The 19,361-nt window shown below is 51.3% G+C and carries 18 protein-coding genes and 1 pseudogene; 15 read left to right on the top strand and 4 right to left on the bottom strand.

Annotated elements, in window-relative coordinates; translation table 11 throughout:
• Window position 1: 1 nt before the first annotated feature.
• The 6 genes and pseudogenes from P0078_RS18335 to P0078_RS18310 all read left to right on the top strand — a co-directional run bounded on the left by P0078_RS18335 (window position 2) and on the right by P0078_RS18310 (window position 10,584).
• Window positions 2-1,066 carry a CmpA/NrtA family ABC transporter substrate-binding protein gene (locus P0078_RS18335; protein WP_282931353.1) on the top strand — a complete coding sequence of 355 codons (1,065 nt, stop codon included), beginning with the start codon at window positions 2-4 and terminating at the stop codon, window positions 1,064-1,066.
• Window positions 1,067-1,246: 180 nt separating this feature from the next.
• A pseudogene (locus P0078_RS18330) lies at window positions 1,247-2,709 on the top strand (NarK family nitrate/nitrite MFS transporter).
• Window positions 2,699-4,480, top strand: a complete 1,782-nt coding sequence (locus P0078_RS18325; RefSeq protein ID WP_282931352.1) for a bifunctional protein-serine/threonine kinase/phosphatase — start codon at window positions 2,699-2,701, stop codon at window positions 4,478-4,480. The pseudogene P0078_RS18330 and the gene P0078_RS18325 overlap by 11 nt, the downstream one beginning before the upstream one ends.
• Before the next feature lie 270 nt (window positions 4,481-4,750).
• Window positions 4,751-7,288 (top strand): nitrite reductase large subunit NirB, encoded by a 2,538-nt coding sequence (nirB, locus tag P0078_RS18320; protein ID WP_282931351.1) that lies wholly within the window; start codon window positions 4,751-4,753, stop codon window positions 7,286-7,288.
• A gap of 87 nt (window positions 7,289-7,375) precedes the next feature.
• Window positions 7,376-7,822 (top strand): nitrite reductase small subunit NirD, encoded by a 447-nt coding sequence (gene nirD, locus P0078_RS18315; RefSeq protein ID WP_282931350.1) that lies wholly within the window; start codon window positions 7,376-7,378, stop codon window positions 7,820-7,822.
• Window positions 7,822-10,584 (top strand): nitrate reductase, encoded by a 2,763-nt coding sequence (locus tag P0078_RS18310; RefSeq protein ID WP_282931349.1) that lies wholly within the window; start codon window positions 7,822-7,824, stop codon window positions 10,582-10,584. Before nirD ends, P0078_RS18310 begins: the two co-directional genes overlap by 1 nt.
• 68 nt (window positions 10,585-10,652) lie before the next feature.
• On the opposite strand, the gene P0078_RS18305 is transcribed toward P0078_RS18310, so the two are convergent.
• Window positions 10,653-11,612: a LysR family transcriptional regulator gene (locus P0078_RS18305; protein ID WP_282931348.1), complete on the bottom strand. Its 960-nt coding sequence runs from the start codon at window positions 11,610-11,612 to the stop codon at window positions 10,653-10,655.
• A 375-nt stretch (window positions 11,613-11,987) separates the two neighbouring features.
• Here P0078_RS18305 and P0078_RS18300 point away from each other — a divergent pair, with 375 nt between their 5' ends.
• From P0078_RS18300 to P0078_RS18285, 4 genes are all read left to right on the top strand, one after another.
• Window positions 11,988-12,170, top strand: a complete 183-nt coding sequence (locus P0078_RS18300; RefSeq protein WP_282931347.1) for a hypothetical protein — start codon at window positions 11,988-11,990, stop codon at window positions 12,168-12,170.
• Window positions 12,171-12,173: 3 nt separating this feature from the next.
• Entirely contained in the window at window positions 12,174-12,590 is a 417-nt protein-coding gene (locus P0078_RS18295) for a LysE family translocator (protein ID WP_353057085.1), read from the top strand.
• Window positions 12,591-12,673: 83 nt separating this feature from the next.
• Window positions 12,674-13,087, top strand: a complete 414-nt coding sequence (locus P0078_RS18290; RefSeq protein WP_282931346.1) for a VOC family protein — start codon at window positions 12,674-12,676, stop codon at window positions 13,085-13,087.
• Window positions 13,088-13,167: 80 nt separating this feature from the next.
• Window positions 13,168-13,893 (top strand): dienelactone hydrolase family protein, encoded by a 726-nt coding sequence (locus P0078_RS18285; RefSeq protein WP_282931345.1) that lies wholly within the window; start codon window positions 13,168-13,170, stop codon window positions 13,891-13,893.
• Between the two features lie 93 nt (window positions 13,894-13,986).
• On the opposite strand, the gene soxR is transcribed toward P0078_RS18285, so the two are convergent.
• Window positions 13,987-14,475 carry a redox-sensitive transcriptional activator SoxR gene (gene soxR / locus P0078_RS18280; RefSeq protein ID WP_282931344.1) on the bottom strand — a complete coding sequence of 163 codons (489 nt, stop codon included), beginning with the start codon at window positions 14,473-14,475 and terminating at the stop codon, window positions 13,987-13,989.
• Between the two features lie 84 nt (window positions 14,476-14,559).
• On the opposite strand from soxR, the gene P0078_RS18275 reads away from it, so the two are divergent.
• Entirely contained in the window at window positions 14,560-14,715 is a 156-nt protein-coding gene (locus tag P0078_RS18275) for a hypothetical protein (RefSeq protein ID WP_282931343.1), read from the top strand.
• Window positions 14,716-14,934: 219 nt separating this feature from the next.
• On the opposite strand, the gene P0078_RS18270 is transcribed toward P0078_RS18275, so the two are convergent.
• A complete protein-coding gene (locus P0078_RS18270; protein WP_282931342.1) occupies window positions 14,935-15,207 on the bottom strand; it encodes a hypothetical protein in 273 nt (90 codons plus the stop codon).
• 39 nt (window positions 15,208-15,246) lie between these two features.
• Between P0078_RS18270 and P0078_RS18265 the strand changes: the two genes are divergently transcribed.
• The 3 genes from P0078_RS18265 to P0078_RS18255 are packed head-to-tail and all read left to right on the top strand — an operon-like array spanning window position 15,247 to window position 17,493.
• Window positions 15,247-16,212: an ABC transporter ATP-binding protein gene (locus tag P0078_RS18265; RefSeq protein WP_282931341.1), complete on the top strand. Its 966-nt coding sequence runs from the start codon at window positions 15,247-15,249 to the stop codon at window positions 16,210-16,212.
• Complete coding sequence (locus tag P0078_RS18260; protein WP_282931340.1) at window positions 16,209-16,970, top strand: ABC transporter permease; 762 nt, start codon at window positions 16,209-16,211, stop codon at window positions 16,968-16,970. Before P0078_RS18265 ends, P0078_RS18260 begins: the two co-directional genes overlap by 4 nt.
• 58 nt (window positions 16,971-17,028) lie before the next feature.
• A complete protein-coding gene (locus P0078_RS18255; RefSeq protein WP_282931339.1) occupies window positions 17,029-17,493 on the top strand; it encodes a GFA family protein in 465 nt (154 codons plus the stop codon).
• Here the strand turns inward: P0078_RS18255 and P0078_RS18250 are convergent.
• Window positions 17,474-18,106: a TetR/AcrR family transcriptional regulator gene (locus P0078_RS18250; RefSeq protein ID WP_282931338.1), complete on the bottom strand. Its 633-nt coding sequence runs from the start codon at window positions 18,104-18,106 to the stop codon at window positions 17,474-17,476. The two genes, P0078_RS18255 and P0078_RS18250, sit on opposite strands and share 20 nt — an antisense overlap.
• A 134-nt stretch (window positions 18,107-18,240) precedes the next feature.
• On the opposite strand from P0078_RS18250, the gene P0078_RS18245 reads away from it, so the two are divergent.
• Window positions 18,241-19,359 carry an efflux RND transporter periplasmic adaptor subunit gene (locus tag P0078_RS18245; RefSeq protein ID WP_282931337.1) on the top strand — a complete coding sequence of 373 codons (1,119 nt, stop codon included), beginning with the start codon at window positions 18,241-18,243 and terminating at the stop codon, window positions 19,357-19,359.
• Window positions 19,360-19,361: the final 2 nt, after the last annotated feature.

Here is a 19,361-nt window from a genome sequence, read left to right as displayed (position 1 = left end):
GATGTCAGCCCTTCTGTGCCCGGAAAAAAAGATCATCAAACTGCTTTACCTGCGCCTGACCGACAGCGCACCGCTGATTGTCGCCAAGGAGCTAGGCTACTTCCAAGAATATGGATTAAAGGTACAGCTGCAAAAAGAAACAAGCTGGGCCACCCTGCGAGACAAGTTAATTGCGCGCAAAGCAGATGCTGCAGCAATGCTCGCTCCTATGCCCCTGACACTTGAACAAGCGTTACCCAATTGCCACGAACGCTTATTAAGTGGATTAATTCTCAGCTGCAATGGTAATGCTATTACCCTTTCTGCAGAATTATTCGAACGCCTGCAAAATTACTGTGAAGGTGACTCACAAAGTGATATAGCCTTGGCGCTAAAGCGCTACCTGCACGACAATAAATACCCACCTACAGTCAGACTCGCTACGGTTTATCCATTCTCCAGTCATAGCTTGCAATTAAGATACTGGTTGCGCTCTGCTGATATCGACCCGGACCGGGATATAAAACTGGTGGTATTACCGCCTGAACAAATGCTGGAAAACCTCCACAGTGGCGTTATCGATGGCTATTGTGTAGGCGAACCCTGGAACTCCCTGGCCGCCCACAAAGGGTCCGGCGTAGTCATTGCGGCTTGTAATACACTGCTGCCAGCTATGCCGGAAAAAGTGCTGACCGTCACTGAGAGCTGGCACCAAGCCAACCCTGCGACCCACTTGGCCCTAAGGGCCGCTCTTCTCAAAGCCTGTACCTGGCTTGCCGCACGCACAAACAGAGCCGAAGCTGCCAAGCTCTTGTCCCTGGGGCAATACCTCAACTTGCCTGAGGAGCTGATTCAACGCTCCCTCAATGACCAGATTCTCTACCACCGGGACCGGGAAATTCTCGCCAATCCCGGCTGGCACCTGTTTGCCCATATTGATAACGACTGCGGGCGTCCAACTCAGGAAAAAGCACGGCAACTGCTGGAGATGTATTCAGATCTGGGGAGCTCGACACTTCGTGCAGCAGAAGCCTATCGTCCAGACCTCTACCGGCAAACGGTGGATTTCCTGCTCGCAAAAAAATAGTGGCACATTAATTGAATGGAAATAATTCGATGATGCAATTGCCTTCCCTCAGGCGCATCAGCGCGGTGAAGCGGTTGTTCGCCGAATATAACGGGCAACGAAGTCCATCGTCTGCAGTCAAGCGGCTGCAGCTGTGGGCTTTTTTTGTGCCTGCGGAATTAGCAAACAAAGGAAATGCGCATGTCCAGTGACTCACTTAATCTATTCTCGTTCCGCGGGAAGATAAAAGTGCTCCACCTAACTTGGGTGGCCTTCTTTATCACTTTCTTTGCCTGGTTTAACCACGCACCATTGCTAATGGCAATTGCGAAAAGCCTTTCATTAACTCCGGACCAGGTCAAAACCCTACTTATTTTAAACGTGGCCCTGACAATTCCCGCACGCATTGTAATCGGGATGCTCACTGATAAATATGGCCCCAGACTCACCTATTCGCTATTACTGGCAATCGGCAGTGTGCCTTGCTTTATTTTTGCCCTGGCAGACAATTTTGTGCAGGCAGCCATTGGCCGATTCCTTTTGGGCTTTATTGGTGCAGGTTTTGTTGTAGGTATCCGCATGGTATCCGAATGGTTCCCGGCTCGACAGCTGGGTACCGCAGAAGGTATTTACGGGGGATGGGGAAATTTTGGCTCAGCCGCAGCAGCCATGTCCCTACCCACCATCGCCCTGTTTTTTGGCGGTGACGACGGCTGGCGCTATGCCATTGGCCTCACTGGCGCAATCGCACTGGTTTTCAGCGTAGTTTATTACTTCTCTGTGACTGATACGCCCAAGGGGTCAACCTATTTCAAGCCAAAAAAATTGGTGCTATGGAAGTCACCAGTCCCGGGGATTTTATCCTGCTTCTGGTGATGAAAGTGCCCATGTATGCGGCACTGGCTCTGCTAACCTGGAAATTATCCAGCGGCGTTGCATTAATATCCAACCTTACCGCCAACCTGATCTATGCAGGCCTGGTATTACTGTATCTTCTGGACGCGTATAAAACCTACAGTATTAACCGTGAAGTACTCAGCAACCCACCAGCACCGGTACACCGCTATAAGTTTAAGCAAGTAGCAGTTTTGAATCTGCTCTACTTCGCGACTTTCGGTTCCGAATTGGCTGTGGTTTCCATGCTGCCCTTATTCTTCTCCGAGACCTTTACACTGGACCCGGTAAAAGCTGGCTTGCTGGCCTCCGCCTATGCCTTTATGAACCTCATGTCACGCCCTGCCGGCGGATTGATTAGCGACCGCTGGGGCCGCAAACCTACCCTGCTGATCCTCACCGCTGGCCTGGCTCTGGGTTACTTCACTATGAGCATGATCGATGCCGAGTGGCCCCTGTACCTGGCGGTCGCCGCTGCCATGGCCTGTTCCTTCTTTGTGCAAGCTGGTGAGGGCGCTGTATTCGCAGTGGTGCCCTTGATCAAACGCCGCCTAACCGGGCAGATTGCCGGCATGACTGGCGCCTACGGCAATGTCGGAGCCGTTTTCTATCTCACCGTTCTCAGCATGGTGTCTTACCAGGTCTTTTTCCTGGTAATCTGCGCTACCGCATTGCTCGGCTTTGCCGCCCTGCTTCTACTGGAAGAACCGGAGGGACAAATGGCAGAAGTACACCCGGATGGCAGCGTATCCATGATCGATGTTGCCTAATAACGATCTACCCACTGCAGCGAGCACAGAAGAATCCGGGCTCGCTGCTAGTGACAGTTCGCAGGGCGATAAAGAAGATGCCCTGCAACTGTTCACTGCCTCCTGCGCTGGACTTCGCCAACACAATGACGACGCCTGCGCAGTGAGGCTTCCCGAAGGCGCTGAATTACAGCGCCACGGCAGCCTTGCCGCAGTAGCCGACGGTGTTGCCAATGCAGAAGCCGGCGGTGAAGCAGCCCGCGCTGCCATCAATGGATTCTTTTCCGATTATTACAGCACCCCGCAAACCTGGTCGACAAAGCACGCTGTTGCGCGGGTTTTGCACTCGCTCAATAGCTGGCTATTTCGACAGAGTGGCGGCAGTGCCGAAATTAAACGGGGTTGGTTGACCACTTTTTCTGCCGTTATTTTCAAAGGCACCAGCGCACATCTGGTTCACATCGGCGATTCCCGGATATACCGACTCCGCGACAGGAAATTAGAGTGCTTGAGTAGCGATCACAGCCACAGCCTCGGACCTGGACGCACCTTTTTGAGCCGCGCCCTGGGAATGGATGCCCATATTGAAGTGGACTACCGCTGTGAGGAATTACAGTCCGGGGATATTTTCCTGGTGAGTAGCGATGGTATTCACGATTTTCTGCCTGAGACGGAGATGATTGAGCGATTGCTTAATTTTTCCAGCTCAACCCCACAAGGGCTTATTGATGCTGCTCTGAAAGCGGGCTCCACCGATAACCTGACTGCTGTCACTTGCCGGATAAATTATGTAGGGTTGCCCCAGTGCGATGAATTGGCTATGCGCAATCGCGAACTCCCGTTCGCACCTGACCTGCGCCCGGGCCAAAAGCTCGACAACTTTCTTGTTTTACAGGAATTACATGCCAGCAGCCGCAGCCATCTCTATCTGGCCCGAGACCTCAATACCGAAGTATTGCGGGTGATAAAAACTCCCTCGGTTAATTTCTGTGATGACCCCCACTACATCGAACGATTTATTGCTGAGGAGTGGACCGGGCGACGAATCTCCCACCCAGGGATTATTAAAGTTTTTGCTCCGACTTCTGAAAGGCACTGTCTCTATCATATTCTCGAATATATCGAAGGACAGACTTTGCGTCAGTGGATGCAATTACATCCACAACCTCAAATTCCCCAAGTGCGGGAGCTAATGGGACAACTGGTTAGTGCGTTGCGAAGTTTACAGCGGTTGGAGATCGTTCACGGCGATCTCAAACCAGAGAATATTATGATGCGCAACGACGGGCGCCTGGTAATCATTGATCTCGGTGGTGCCGATGGCCCAGGGCTCAGAGAGCAATTACATCTATCTGGTGAAACAGCACCCGGCAGTAAGAATTATGCAGCTCCGGAATTCTTTTTTGGGGATAGCGCCAGCCATCGATCAGACATCTTTTCCCTGGGAATCATTGCTTATGAATTACTCACGGGTAAGTATCCCTATCCCGAGCGCTTTGGTAGCTACCACTACCGTTTAAAGAGCTATAACCAAATGCGCTTTACTCGCGCATCTGCACACCGCAAAGATATTCCCTACTGGATTGATAGCGCCCTACAAAAGGCTTGTGCTCCTGATCCTAAAAAGCGCTACAACGCATTGTCAGAATTTATCCAGGACCTGCAATCTCCCAGCCCAGATTTTAAAGCCCCCCAAAGCCGTCCCCTGCTAGAAAGAAACCCGGTTCTTGTCTGGCAGCTACTAACTTTAATTCTACTGCTCTCTCATCTGCTCTACTTCTTTTGGCGCTAATACATAAGATTTGAATAAGCACATTTACAGCGCAGAAAATTAATTAAATGCACCACTTTGTCGCAAAAATTGTGGACAATCAGGCCAAACCCCCTTTATTACTAAAAATAAAATTGGCATAGAGATTGAATGTATTTAATTACCAACAAATTATTCCCCCATTACGAGGCAACGGCGCCTGTACTCTTCGGCAGAAGAGGAGACGCCCTTGCCATTTCAGACGGGCCCTCTTCCTGCCGAATAAAACGAATTGAGACGGCAGGATTGTAAATGAAGGCAAATGTTAAACCTCAAAAGCTGATTGTGATTGGCAACGGTATGGTCGGGCACCATTTCCTGGAACAGCTCGCCAACCATCAATACGCCAACCAATTTGATATCACCATATTCTGTGCAGAGCCCCGTCCCGCTTATGACCGGGTCCACCTTTCCGAATACTTTGCCGGACGCACAGCTGAAGACCTGTCCATGGGAAACTTGGAGCAGTATCAGCAGTGGGGTTTTAATATCCTGCTCAATGACAAGGTGGTGCAAATTGATCGGGACAATAAAACAATTACTGCGGCAAGTGGAGCCAGCCACTCTTACGACCAATTAATACTTGCCACCGGCTCCTACCCTTTTGTTCCGCCAATACCCGGTCATCAACACCCGCGCTGCTTTGTATATCGAACCCTGGAAGATCTCGATTCCATTCGCTCGATTGCCGCCAGTGCAAAAAGTGGTGTAGTTGTCGGCGGTGGCCTACTGGGCCTGGAAGCTGCCAATGCCCTGAAAGCCCTGGGACTTGAAGCCCACGTTGTCGAGTTCGCCCCAGGCCTTATGGCCACTCAGTTGGATGAAGGCGGTTCAGCCCTATTAAGAACAAAAATTGAAGCACTCGGGGTTCAGGTACACACCAGTACCGCCACGGAATTGATTGAAGAAGTAGACGGCCGCCTGCGTATGCAGTTCAAGGGAGATAAAGAACTGCTTACCGATATGATTGTTTTCTCCGCAGGCATTCGCCCTCAGGATGAACTGGCAAAATCCAGCGGGCTGGAAGTTGGCGAACGCGGCGGCATCGTAATTGACAGCAGCTGCCGTACTTCAGACCCAAATATTTTCGCTATCGGCGAATGCGCGCTTTACGATCAGAAAATTTTTGGCCTGGTCGCTCCCGGTTACAGCATGGCGCGTACTGCTGTCGCTCAACTGACCGGTGGAGAGGAAAGTTTTAACGGTGCTGACATGAGCACCAAGCTGAAACTCCTGGGTGTACAGGTCGGCTCTATTGGCGATGCTCATGGTCGCACCAACGGCGCTGCCGCTATTACTTTTGTAGACGAGCAGAGCGGTGTTTACAAACGTATGATCACCGATAGCGAGGGCAAAAAGCTGCTGGGTGCGGTGATGGTGGGGGATACGGATGACTACGATACCCTGCTGCAATATCACCTTAACGATATTGATCTGCCCGAACACCCGGAACAATTAATTTTACCGGCAACCGATGGCGCAGCTCCCGGGCTGGGTGCTGCTGCACTTCCCGCTTCGGCTACCGTGTGTTCCTGCCACAATGTAAGCAAAGGCCAAATTATCGATGCCGTTGCCGGAGGCTGCCACTCACTGGCTGATGTTAAGGATGCAACAAAAGCATCTACAGGTTGCGGTGGTTGTGCTGGGCTACTGAAAAATATTGTCGATGAAGAGCTGGCGGCGCTCGGCATGGAAGTGAACAATCACTTATGCGTGCACTTCCCCTTCTCCCGCCAGGAGTTATTCCACATTATCCAGGTGGAAGAAATAAAAACCTTTAGTGAATTATTAAGTAAACACGGTTCAGGGCGCGGCTGTGAAATTTGTAAACCTGCGGCCGCATCCATATTTGCCTCCCTGTGGAATGAACATATTCTGGAGCAGACTCACGTCGGCTTACAGGACACCAACGATACTTTTATGGCGAATATGCAGAAAAACGGCAGCTATTCTGTAGTTCCGCGTATTCCCGGCGGCGAGATCACACCGGAAAAATTAATAGTGATCGGTGAAGTGGCCAAACGCTACAACCTCTATACCAAAATTACCGGTGGCCAGCGTATCGACTTGTTTGGCGCGCGCCTGGAGCAGCTACCGGAAATTTGGCGAGAGCTGATTGATGCAGGATTTGAAACCGGCCATGCCTACGGCAAATCCCTGCGCACGGTTAAGTCTTGTGTTGGTAGCACCTGGTGTCGCTTTGGGGTTCAGGACAGCGTTTCAATGGCCCTTCAAGTAGAAAACCGCTACAAGGGACTACGCTCTCCACACAAAATAAAAATGGCTGTTTCCGGCTGTACCCGTGAATGCGCTGAGGCTCAAAGCAAAGATGTCGGGGTTATCGCCACTGAAAAAGGTTGGAATCTATTTGTTTGTGGCAACGGTGGCATGCGCCCCCGCCATGCAGATTTGTTCGCCACCGACCTGGATGACGAAACTCTTATCCGCTATATCGACCGTTTCCTGATGTTCTATGTGCGCACCGCCGATAAATTACAGCGCACATCTGTGTGGCTGGAAAATCTTGACGGCGGCCTGGATTACCTGCGCGAAGTCATTATCGATGACAAGCTGGGGATTTGTGCCGAGCTGGAAGCCCAGATGGCCCGAGTAGTAGACACCTACCAATGCGAATGGAAAACAGCCATTAACGATCCGGAAAAACTCAAGCGCTTCCGTCAATTCGTTAATAGCAGCGAAACCGACGAAAAGATTGTTTTCGTTAAAGAGCGCGGGCAACCGCGTCCGGCGACCACTGACGAGCTAGTGGAAACAGCCGAATCCGCCTAAAGCTTCTCCCGGCGGCGCAAGCCGCCAGTTATACCTTTATTAATAAATTGCTTTTGAATCCTTTCCATCCATTGTGAGGAAATTATTATGAGCCTGGCTGCCCTGCAAGAAACTCCCTCAAATTCAGTTGCCATAACCCACCCCCAATGGTCTCCAATCTGTCAGCGATCAGATTTGGTCACCAACTCTGGGGTATGTGCGCTTTGGGGCGATACCTCCGTATACCCAACGAAGGCTTTGAATACAGTGACTAAAACTGTCTATCAAAGAAGCATCGCCCTGTTTTTTTTACCCGACCAGGAACAACAGCTTTATGCCGTTGACAACTGGGACCCAATCGCACAAGCTGGTGTGATTGCAAGAGGAATTATTGCGGAATTGGAAGGGGAATTAACCATTGCTTCCCCAATGTATAAAAACCATTTCCGCCTTAGCGATGGAGTCTGCATGGAAGACAGCGATATCAAGCTTGCCACCTACCCGCTGGCATTTAGTGGGAACACGGTTTACATCGGCAACAATAAGCTACAGTAATGGCAGTACAGGAATTTCTGAGCGCGCACCGCTCCTGCACTACCTGCCCCTATTGTGGTGTCGGTTGTGGGGTTTCGGTTAACAGGGAAGAGCGCGCAAATACTACAGCGATTACTGTTAGTGGCGATTCCCAGCACCCTTCAAATTTCGGCAAATTGTGCGTTAAAGGTTCTGCGCTCGGCGAAACGCTGGGCGAACACGGCCGTCTCCTGCACCCTCGCCTGCACGGAAAAGATTGTGACTGGGATACTGCGCTATCTTATATGGCCGATGCCTTTAAGCAGACAATTCGCAACCATGGCCCTGACTCTGTAGCTTTTTATCTGTCCGGTCAGCTTCTCACCGAAGACTACTATGTGGCCAACAAGTTAATGAAGGGATTTATTGGCTCTGCCAATATTGATACCAATTCCCGACTTTGTATGGCCTCTGCGGTGGTGGGATATAAACGCGCATTTGGTGCCGATGCGGTACCCTGTTCCTATGAGGATCTGGAACAGGCTGAACTTATCGTGCTTATCGGTTCCAATGCAGCCTGGACACATCCGATCTTATTCCAGCGAATGCAGGCAGGTGCTGCAAAGCTTGTCGTTATCGACCCCCGTGGCAGCGCTACCAGTGAAATGGCAGATCTGCACCTGGCAATTAAACCCGGCACTGATGCGGCACTATTCAATGGACTTCTGCGTTTTCTCAGCCGGCACTATTATCTAGATACCGACTACATAAAAAATCATACACAGGGATTTGCCGATACCTTAGCTGCGGCTCAAGACTGGTCACCAGAATTAACTGCGGCCACCTGTGGCATATCTATCGAAAAACTATTGGAATTTTTTCAGGCATTTGCAGCAACAGAAAAGACCATTAGTTTTTATTCCATGGGAATCAATCAGTCCAGCAGCGGCACTGATAAAAACAACGCAATCATAAACTGCCATTTAGCCACCGGACGCGTGGGCAAAATTGGTGCAGGACCATTTTCTATTACCGGCCAACCCAACGCGATGGGTGGACGCGAGGTAGGCGGACTTGCCAATACCCTCGCCGCGCATATGGAGTTTAACGAGCAGGATATTGACCGGGTATCACGATTCTGGAATTCCGATCAAATTGCTACCAAGCCGGGAATGAAGGCTGTGGATATGTTCCGCGCGGTAGAAAGCGGAAAAATTAAAGCCATTTGGATTATGGCTACCAACCCCGCCGTCAGTATGCCCGAAGCCGATAGAGTCAAAGCCGCACTACAGAAATGCCCGTTGGTTATTGTCTCCGACTGCATTGCCAATACCGATACCGCTCGCTGTGCCGATTTGCTACTTCCCGCAACGGGCTGGGGAGAAAAAAACGGCACTGTCACCAATGCAGAACGACGTATCTCTCGGCAACGTGGATTTTTATCCCCAGCGGGAGAAGCTCGCCACGACTGGCAAGCCCTGTGCGGACTGGCCCAGCATCTGGGTTATGGAGATCAGTTTAATTATTCACACCCCGCCGATATTTTTCGTGAGCACGCCCAGCTTTCCGGCTTCGAAAACCACGGCTCCAGGGCTTTTGATATCTCCGCACTCGCCAATATCAATCGCAGTGAATACGATGCACTGGCCCCGGTACAGTGGCCGGTCAACCAGGAGCATCCAGCCGGGTGCAAACGCTTATTCACCAGTGGACAGTTTTTTACCCCGGACAAGCGTGCTCGCTTTATCCCCATAGCGCCGCAGCCTCCGGAACAGCAGATCAGTGGCGAGTATCCTATATGGCTCAATACCGGCCGTATGCGCGACCAGTGGCATACCATGACCCGAACCGGGCGGGTAAGAAAATTACTCGATCACAGCGAACTGCCGGAAATACAAATAAACCCCAAGGATGCCGCTCGCTTCCAGGTTAAAGATGGGGAATTAGTTCGGTTAAACAGCGCCTCATCTAAAATGGTCGGCCGCGCCGCTCTCAACGGCGGGCAAAAAAGAGGGGAGATCTTTGCCCCCATTCACTGGAGTGAAACCTTCTCACAGGATTCCAAGCCCAGTGCCCTGGCGGACTCCAGTATTGATCCCTATTCCGGTCAACCTGAATTCAAACAGGTTCCCGTTAGTGTCAGTCCCCTGGCAGCTGAATACTTTGCCACAATGATCTGTGCCGAAGAGACTGCCGATAGAGTATGGGATTGGTTACAGCAGTCCAACGACAGCAGTATCCTGCACTGGTATCGAGTCCCCTTGGAAAATGGCTTTCGCTATGAAATTGCCGCGAACCAACTTATCCACGGGCGGGATCTGGCATCCAAGATAATGAACGACCAGCCCCAATTGTTCTGGCAGGAATTGGTTACCCCTAAAAGTCAGCGCTGGATCGCCTACGATAATAGCTTAAAACTGCTGATTTTCTCTGGTAGAAACTGGCACCAATTACCCAGCCGACAGCACCTGGAAAACTACCTGGCCACTCCCCTGCCTGAATCACCGGGGCAACTGCTTCATCCCATAAAGCCCGGTGTGAAGATGATTTGTACCTGCCTCCAGGTTTCCCGGCCACAGATAGAGGAGGCCATCGCCCAAGGCATTAACACTGTCGAAGCACTGGGAGAAACCCTTGGCTGCGGTACCAGCTGCGGTTCCTGCAAACCAGAAATTTCCAGCATTATTCGCACAGTTAACGCCTCTGAAGACACATCCATGGAGTCAACTCCGGTAAAGCAAGATCCGGTAGAAATAAGCAGTAATGCCCAAATAAATATGGTTCAGGAATTTATTCCGCAGTAAGGTTTTAAATTCCCCCATGAATAAAAGAACCTCTGCCCGCAAGTGACCAACCTTGACGGCAGAGGCCTCTACCGAGCTATTGAGAACCTTCCGGGACAATCAACCGCTTCTGCAGCTAGCTTTTGCGTTAAATCGCGAGGATGGCAGGCAGCAAGCTGGGTATCACTATCGGCCAAATAATCAATCAGTTTCTGTATAGGACCTTCGGAGACTCCGTTTGAAGGTCTAACTGCATAGGCGGGTAAATTCGGAAGCTGCCAGTCTGGCAATAATTCTTGTACATCATCCTGTGCACTTATTAGAAATCTAGGTGGCGCCGATAGTCCCAGGCCGCAGCTCGTTAATCGATAAGCCGCTTCAACACTGTCGACAGTCGCTACCGGAGCGTAGCTAACTTCATATTCGCCCTGCTGCCGATGCAGAAATCGCCGGTGATTGGGCCGCATTTTCAGCCCAATCCAGGGCCAAACTGCAAGGTCGCGAGGATGACTCGGAAAACCATAACGATCCAGCATATCGCCACTGGCAATTAACCCCCGCTCTAGTTCAAATATCTTACGCGCTTTCAAATTGCTGTCAGGCATATTACCCAGACGAATTGCCAAGTCAAAACCACCGCCAATTACATCCTCGTGCTGGTCGCTGCATTGAATTTGTAAATGAATACCCAGATCCCGCCGGACAAAGCCCACTATTTTGCTCAGCAAGCGGCTGTGGATCAAAACGGCGGGGATTGCAATTTTAAGCCGACTGATACTGCGTTCCTCTCGCGCTTTGTATTCTCCGAGACCATCGGCGTACAAATCCAATATCTTCTGTGCCGTTTTATAAATCTTTTCCCCATCTTCGGTCAGGGACAACTTGCGGGTATTGCGATACAAGAACGCAACCCCAAGACTTTCCTCTAACCTCGCCACATAGGAACTAACGCTGGCGACAGAAATATCCAGTTCCGAAGAAGCGCCTCTAAAAGAGCCGCTTTCCACAACCTTGGCAAACACCAGTAAATAGCGAATATCCTTTAGCACAATAGCAACTCCCTATGAATTCTCTAAAGGTACTTCTGGGTCAACAGGAAAGGATACACCGCTCTTGCGAAGATCTGTGAATATATTGCTGTTAGCACCTAATCGGCATCCAGTCTCGTGCAGCACACTCGTCCATACTTACTACTGGGGTGAAAGGAAAGAATGCACCGTACTCGAGACACGCAGTGAATACATCCCTGTAAGCTCCTAATCGGCATCCATGCCTCATAGGGTCCCGAGTTCAATGTATTCTTTCCTTCTCCCTTTTTAGTAAGTAAATTTTTATAAACAATATATTTCAGTTTTAAGTATCTAATCATTTTCCTACCAGGCCATTAAAGTCTCCAAACAATTGATAACTGCCAGGAGCAGCGAATGTCACTACTTCTTGCTATGTTTGGGTTTTCCCTGGCTATGTCCATTACACCGGGGCCGGTCAATATGGTTATCATTTCCTCCGGGGTGAATTATGGATTTATCCGCACCTTGCCCTTTGTATCAGGAGCCACAATAGGCTTTACACTGTTACTTGCAGCTATGGGCCTTGGGCTCTATTAGGTAATAGAAATTTATCCCCAGTTACTACGATATGTTGCGATACCAGGATCAATTTATGTGGCCTTTATCGGCTACCAAACAGCGGCTGCACCTGCTAATCATGCAGATATTGAGCGGTTACAGGAGCCACGCTTTTACCAGGGGTTTTTATTGCAATGGTTTAACCCAAAGGCCTGGATCGCCTGCCTTTCTGGAGTGGCTATTTTCTCCAGCAGCGATAACCACAGCAATTTACTCACATTTACCCTGATTTACTTTCTGGTTTGCTACATATCATTAAGTACTTGGGCTATTGCCGGAGATCGGGCTCGCTTACTATTAGAGAGTCAATACCGGCGCAAAATATTTAACAAATCAATGGGGAGCCTTCTGATTATTTGCGCTACCTACCTTCTCTACAGCCAGACTTTTACAGATTAACTAGAAAATCTCTAACATTTAATTCACTCGACAACTACCTTAGGGTCCACCTAGTCTTAGTAAAAACTAAGCTTGGGCCGCCTATGATTAAGCTCCACCATATTGACCATATTGTATTGCGTGTCCAATCTCTAAAACCCATGCTCGACTTTTACCAAAATATTCTTGGATGCAGCATTGTGCGCCAACGGGACGATATTGGCCTCTACCAACTCCGCGCAGGCACTTGCATGATAGATTTAGTGCCAGTTGATAAACCTATAGGCCAGAGAGGGGGAGCAGCACCAGGAAAGGAAGGGCGGAACCTGGATCATTTTTGCTTCCGGGTTGAACCCTTTAATCCGGAGAGTATTCAAGCCTTTTTAGCGCAGGAACAGGTAAAGTTTTCGCCAGCAGAAGAACGCTTTGGCGCCGATGGAATTGGCCTGTCAATTTACATCTCAGATCCCGAGGACAATGTGATTGAGCTGAAAGGACCACCCACTGGCAACAACTGAAGTTTGTGCCACGCTTGCGGAGTAGCCGGGCCCTTACCGGTTTCCCAACGACTCTTTCTCGATCAGCCAGGCGATTCACTATGGAAGCGGAAGTAATTGACTACACCGTAAACGGTGACACTTTTTGCGGATATCTCGCATGGGATGAAAATATCAGTAACAAACGGCCGGGGGTTTTACTGGTACACGAATGGTGGGGTCACAATGCCTTTGTCCGCGAGCAGGCGGAGAAACTGGCCAACTGCGGCTACCTCGCTTTTGCGGTAGATATGTTTGGCGCAGGCAAACAGACCGATGATCCACAGGAGGCACAACAGTTCAGGGATGAAGCCCTGAAAGATCCGGTGGCCCTCGAGGCGCGCTTTCGCACAGCATTATCACTGCTCCAGCAACAGCCCCTAGCAGACCCGGACCAGATCGCAGCACAGGGCTATTGTTTTGGCGGCGGAGTCGTACTCGCCATGGCTCGAATTGGAGTAGACTTGCGCGGCGTTGTCAGTTACCACGGCGCCCTGGCTAGAAGTACGCCTGCACAGAACGAACCTATCAAACCCGAAATACAAGTCTACACCGGTGGCGCCGATGTGATGGTCCCACCGGACCAGGTCGGCCAGTTTGTAACTGAGATGCAAGAGTCCAACGCAAAGTTAACTCTGGTCAGTTACCCTGGAGTCCTACACGGATTTACCAACCCTTGTGCGACAGACCGTGGAGAAAAATTCGGCCTACCGCTGGCCTATAACCGTGAAGCTGCTGAGGATGCTTGGCGGGGAACGCTGGCATTTTACGAGAAAATTTTCTCTTGAGGTGAGCGTCGGAAAACCGCTAGCAACCTTTTAGCAGTGATAAAGGTACGCCTTGCGAGTTGGTAGCAGTACTCGTGTATTGCTACCACTTTCCTACTCGGTCAAATCCAAATAGCGAGCTCCCCCTCCCTGCTCCGCAGCTTCATCCCCAGGATTCCGTAAAGGGCATTTCTGCATAGACAAACAACCGCAGCCAATACATCCCTCAAGGTCATCGCGCAACTTGGTTAACTGCTGGATACGCTGATCCAACTCTTCACGCCAGTGAGAAGAGAGTGATGACCAATCCCCCGCATTGGGCGTGCGCTTATTGGGAAGCTCCCCGAAGGCCTCGCGTATTTCCGACAATGGAATCCCGGTACTCTGGGCCACCTTGATAATGGCCACTCGGCGCAACACATCCCGTGAGTAACGCCTTTGATTTCCGGAGGTCCGCCAGCTGGCAATCAGGCCTTTGCTTTCATAGAAATGGAGGGCGCTGACTGCCACGCCGCTGCGCTCGGCCACCTCGCCAACAGTCAGCTCCCGCTTGATTTGCTTTGACTTTACCGCTCCTTTTTCGGCCGATTCTTCAGCTGCCATAAAAATGCCCACCAACCATTGACCTAAACATTAGTTGAGGTTTTACACTACTGCGCAACCTAATGCAAGCGAGGGAGAAAAGTGATGGAAAAGCACCAAGCAAACGGCGTTGCGCAACCAGCCGGTCAAGCCACCCCAAACCTGTTCTTACTACTAGTGGCAGCTGCAAGCCTGAACCCCAAATTTGCTAATGAAATACGCGAGTCTGGAGATACCGCGAAGAGAAACCCTGGGACCTAGAAGCAGCGACTAATAATCATGAAGCACACGACCAGCGGGATACCGTCTCAGAGCCGTATCACATTACTGTGCCTGGCAGCACTCACTATCATGTCGGGGGCCACTGTAGCCCCGTCACTACCTGCACTGCAGCAGTATTTCTCAGGGACACCCAATAGTGATTTGTGGAGCCGACTGGTAGTGACCCTGCCCGCTTTGAGCATCGCCCTCTGCGCTCCATTAGCAGGCTGGATTTCTGACGACTGGAATTTTTCTTGGGCAATTTATTTCGCCTTTCATCAGCCAGCCCTGGATTGATAACATGGGATATTCCAGTGCATTTTCATCCATGGCTTTAATTTTGATGTTCGCCGCATCCAGCGCTGCTTTGATATACATCATTAAAATTAAAAAAGAATTCTCATTGGCATATACTTCCGGGCTGGGATCGGGAAACTGATCCGACAGGAAAGGTATTCCTCCTTTCTGCCCGATAAATCCACCTGACAACACACAGCCAAAGCCGTACGGTAATTTTGGCAAGGAGAAAAAGTGGAATCGATTATTTCTATCAAAGGCTTGGGAAAAACCTATGCCGAGGGGTTTACCGCCCTGAAGAATATCGACCTGGAAATTCAGCGGGGAGAACTCTTTGCCTTGCTCGGCCCCAACGGCGCGGGCAAGACAACCATGATCAACATTATCTGCGGCATCGTAAATCCGAGCTGCGGTGACGTCACTGTCAATGGTTACAATATTCAGCGGGACTATCGCAATGCCCGCAATGAGATTGGTCTGGTGCCCCAGGAGATATCCACCGATGCCTTTGAAACCGTTTGGGCGGCAGTGAAATTCAGCCGCGGCCTATTCGGCAAGGCTCCCAATCCCGCCTACCTGGAGAAAATTCTACGGCAGCTATCCCTTTGGGAGAAAAAAGATAACAAAATTATTACGCTTTCAGGCGGAATGAAACGCCGCCTGATGATCGCCAAAGCGCTATCCCACGAGCCCAATGTACTCTTCCTCGACGAACCCACCGCCGGGGTCGATGTGGAGCTGCGCCAGGATATGTGGCAAATGGTGCGCGAACTGAAAGAGTCGGGGGTAACCGTTATCCTCACCACCCACTATATCGAAGAGGCCGAGGAAATGGCCGATCGTGTCGGTGTTATCAATCACGGCCAACTTGTTCTGGTTGAGGAGAAAAATGCACTGATGAAGAAAATGGGGGAGAAAGAACTCAGCCTGCAACTGCCCACACCACTGCAACAAATTCCAGAGAGTCTTGCTGACCTACCACTGAGTCTCAGCAGCGATGGCAGCCAGCTGGTTTATCGCTTTGATATCAAAAGCGAAGACACTGGTCTTGCGGAATTTCTGCGCCGTTTAAATGCCGCCAATATTGAATTCCGCGATTTACACACCCGGGAAAGCTCCCTGGAGGAAATTTTCGTCAACTTGGTTCACGGTGCCCGCCTTGAACGGGAAGAGCAGCTCAGCAAGGAGGCACAGGCATGAATTGGTATGGAATTGGCGCCATCTATAAGTTTGAGATGGCCCGCACCTGGCGCACCCTGATGCAGAGCATCGCCTCACCGGTGCTCTCCACATCTCTCTATTTTATTGTGTTTGGTGCGGCGATTGGATCGCGTATGGGGAATATCGACGGAGTCAGTTATGGGGCCTTTATTATTCCAGGATTGGTAATGCTGGCACTGCTCAGCGAGAGTATTTCCAACGCCTCTTTCGGAATATTTTTTCCTAAATTTTCCGGCACCATTTATGAAGTACTGTCCGCTCCCATATCCTCATTCGAAATCGTCACCGGATATGTGGGTGCCGCAGCGACAAAGTCCATTTTATTAGGGCTGTTGATATTGCTGACCGCTCGCTTTTTTGTGGATTACGAAATTGTACACCCTTGGTGGATGCTGACATTCCTCGCGCTGACTGCCGTCACTTTTAGCCTGTTCGGATTTATTATCGGAGTTTGGGCCGATGACTTTCAGAAGCTGCAAGTTATTCCGCTGATGATTATTACGCCGCTCACTTTTCTCGGCGGTGCATTTTATTCGATCAGTATGCTGCCGGAAATGTGGCAAAAAATTACCTTGTTCAACCCGGTAGTTTATTTGATCAGCGGCTTCCGCTGGGCTTTTTACGGCGTAGCCGATGTTAACCTGGGGCTGAGTATCGGCATGACTTTGCTCTTTCTGGTACTGTGTCTCAGCACCGTCTGGTGGATTTTCCGCACCGGATACCGCATCAAAACCTGATTCCTCCCCCACGCCGCTGTGCCAACCTTAGTAAAGGCGGTACAGCGGTGGACTTAGTATGGTGGAGGAATATCACGAAGGGGGCTGCGTTTGCGGGCAACTGCGCTTTCGCGCCCTCGGCTCCCCTCGCCGGGTCAGCCTGTGCTCTTGTCAGTGGTGTAGAAAGCGTAGCGGTAGCCCCATCGGCTTATCGGTCTACTTCAAAAAGAAACAAATAGCTTTTCTTCAGGGCCATTTGCAATCTCACACCCTTTACTCCGATGCCGGTCGCTGGATAAAGAGCCAGTTCTGCCCCGATTGCGGCAGCACGCTCACCTGGACACTGGAGTTCCTACCCGAATATCGGGGCTTTGGCGGCGGCGCCTTTGATGCACCGGAATTTATTTATCCCGAGCGCTATGTTTACAGCCGCAACAAACCTGAGTGGATCCAGGTCGCCAGTGATATTGCCCTGTGCCCCGCGATGGCGGAGCAGCCCAAGAATACAGGCAATAATCCCGGCGCTATTGGTGGGCACACATAAAGGTTCTCACCGCCTTTTGTACGCGCTCACGGCGCTCTTCCTGTGTCGACATTTGTCGGCAGCCGATCAAGACCTGCATATGATGGCAACCCAGCAACAAGCCGATAAAATCTTCCGCCGCTACGGCGGGATTATCCACCTTCAACATCTGTAACTGATTGGCTCTGCGCAGTAGCTGCTCTATCTCCCCCAAAATCCGCTGGGGACCTGCGTCAAAAAATAGCTGGGCCATTTCCGACTCCTGGGATGCCAGGGCACACAAAAGGCGTAACAGACGCACGCTATCCTCGCTCTCCACCATCCCCATAAAAGCGTCGCCAATACGCTCCAGGACCTGCTCTACCGATTCCCCCTCTTCTAAAGCAAAGATGGGCAGGGGCATCATCATTTCGCAGCGAGAGGCAATAGCGGCGCTAAAGAGCGTCTCCTTATCGGAGAAGTGGCTGTAGACCGTAAGTTTGGATACTCCCGCAGCCGAGGCCACCGCATCCACGCTAGTGGCTGCAAAACCGTGGGATAAAAACAGGTCCTTAGCTGCATCCAGGATGGCTTGGCGTTTCACCGGGTCCTTTGGGCGACCGCGCTGGGCGGCCGTCTGGATCTGCTCAGACATAGCTCTCCATATACTAGACTCGTTAGTTCATTAAATATACTATACTCACCAGTATAACATTGATGGCCGCCCGGCCATGCTTGACCCAGTCACGGATCTGCCTCGACGCGCCAGCGCCGGGGAAGGAAGCCAATATGTACCGAATGTTAATCCTCGCTGCGCTCTCACTCAGCCTTTTACTGAGCGCTTGCGCCCCCTCTGAATCCCAGGAAAAAGAGACCAAACCGCGCCCCGCTGTTATGGTGCGCCCCACCCTGGCCAGCGCCCAAGCCGATGTCTATCCCGGTGAGGTAAGAGCCCGCTTCGAGCCGGCACTGGCCTTCCGTATCGGCGGAAAAATCCAACGGCGCCTGGTAAATGTCGGCGACCGTGTGGAACAGGGCCAGCCCCTGGCGGAACTGGATACTGAAGACCTGCTGCTACAACTGGATTCAGCCCGCGCCAGCCATACTTCTGCCGAGGCAGACCAGCGCCTGGCTAGCAGTGAACTCTCGCGCCACCGCAAGCTATTGGAAAAGCAGCTGGTGAGCCTCTCCCAGTTCGATACCGTAGAAACCCAATTCGAAGCCAGCGAAGCGCGACTACAGCAGGCCAAGGCACAGCTGGATGTGGCCCGCAACCAGGCTGCCTATGCCGTACTCAAGGCGCCGGAAAGTGGCGTGATCGCCCGCCGCATGGCGGAGGCCGGCCAGGTCGTTGCCGCAGGACAAGGCATTTTTGAGCTGGCAGCCGATGGCGAGCGGGAAGTGCGTATCGACCTGCCGGAGCAATCCATCAGCCGCTTTAAAGTGGGCCAACCGCTAACTGTCGAACTCTGGTCCCAACCAGGCCAATCTTTCCCCGCACGCATCCGCGAACTATCGCCGGCAGCCGATCCCATATCCCGCACATTTGAAGCCAGGGTCGCTTTCGAAAATAAAGTGAGCGGTGTAGAAATCGGCCAGAGTGCACGGGCATTTGTCCCCAGGGCGGAAAAAACTGATGTACTGCAAGTTCCGATGTCAGCAGTCAGTGCCGACGATGGCGCCGCATTTGTATGGGTATTAAATCCAGAGACAAAAACGCTGCATAAAACCCCGGTCAGCCTGGGCCCCTACGGTGAGGAGTTTGTCTCGGTATTTTCCGGGTTGGAACGCAATGACTGGATTGTGGCCGCAGGTACCCATTTATTGCAGGAAGGTATGGTGGTGCGCCCTGTGGACCGTATGAACCGCCCTATTGAACAGGGGCCGTCTCTCGCCCACCAGGAATAAAT

It is taken from the genome of Microbulbifer sp. VAAF005 (assembly GCF_030012985.1).
In the GTDB taxonomy this organism is placed as follows: domain Bacteria; phylum Pseudomonadota; class Gammaproteobacteria; order Pseudomonadales; family Cellvibrionaceae; genus Microbulbifer.
This window is presented reverse-complemented; position numbering and strand designations above follow the sequence as displayed.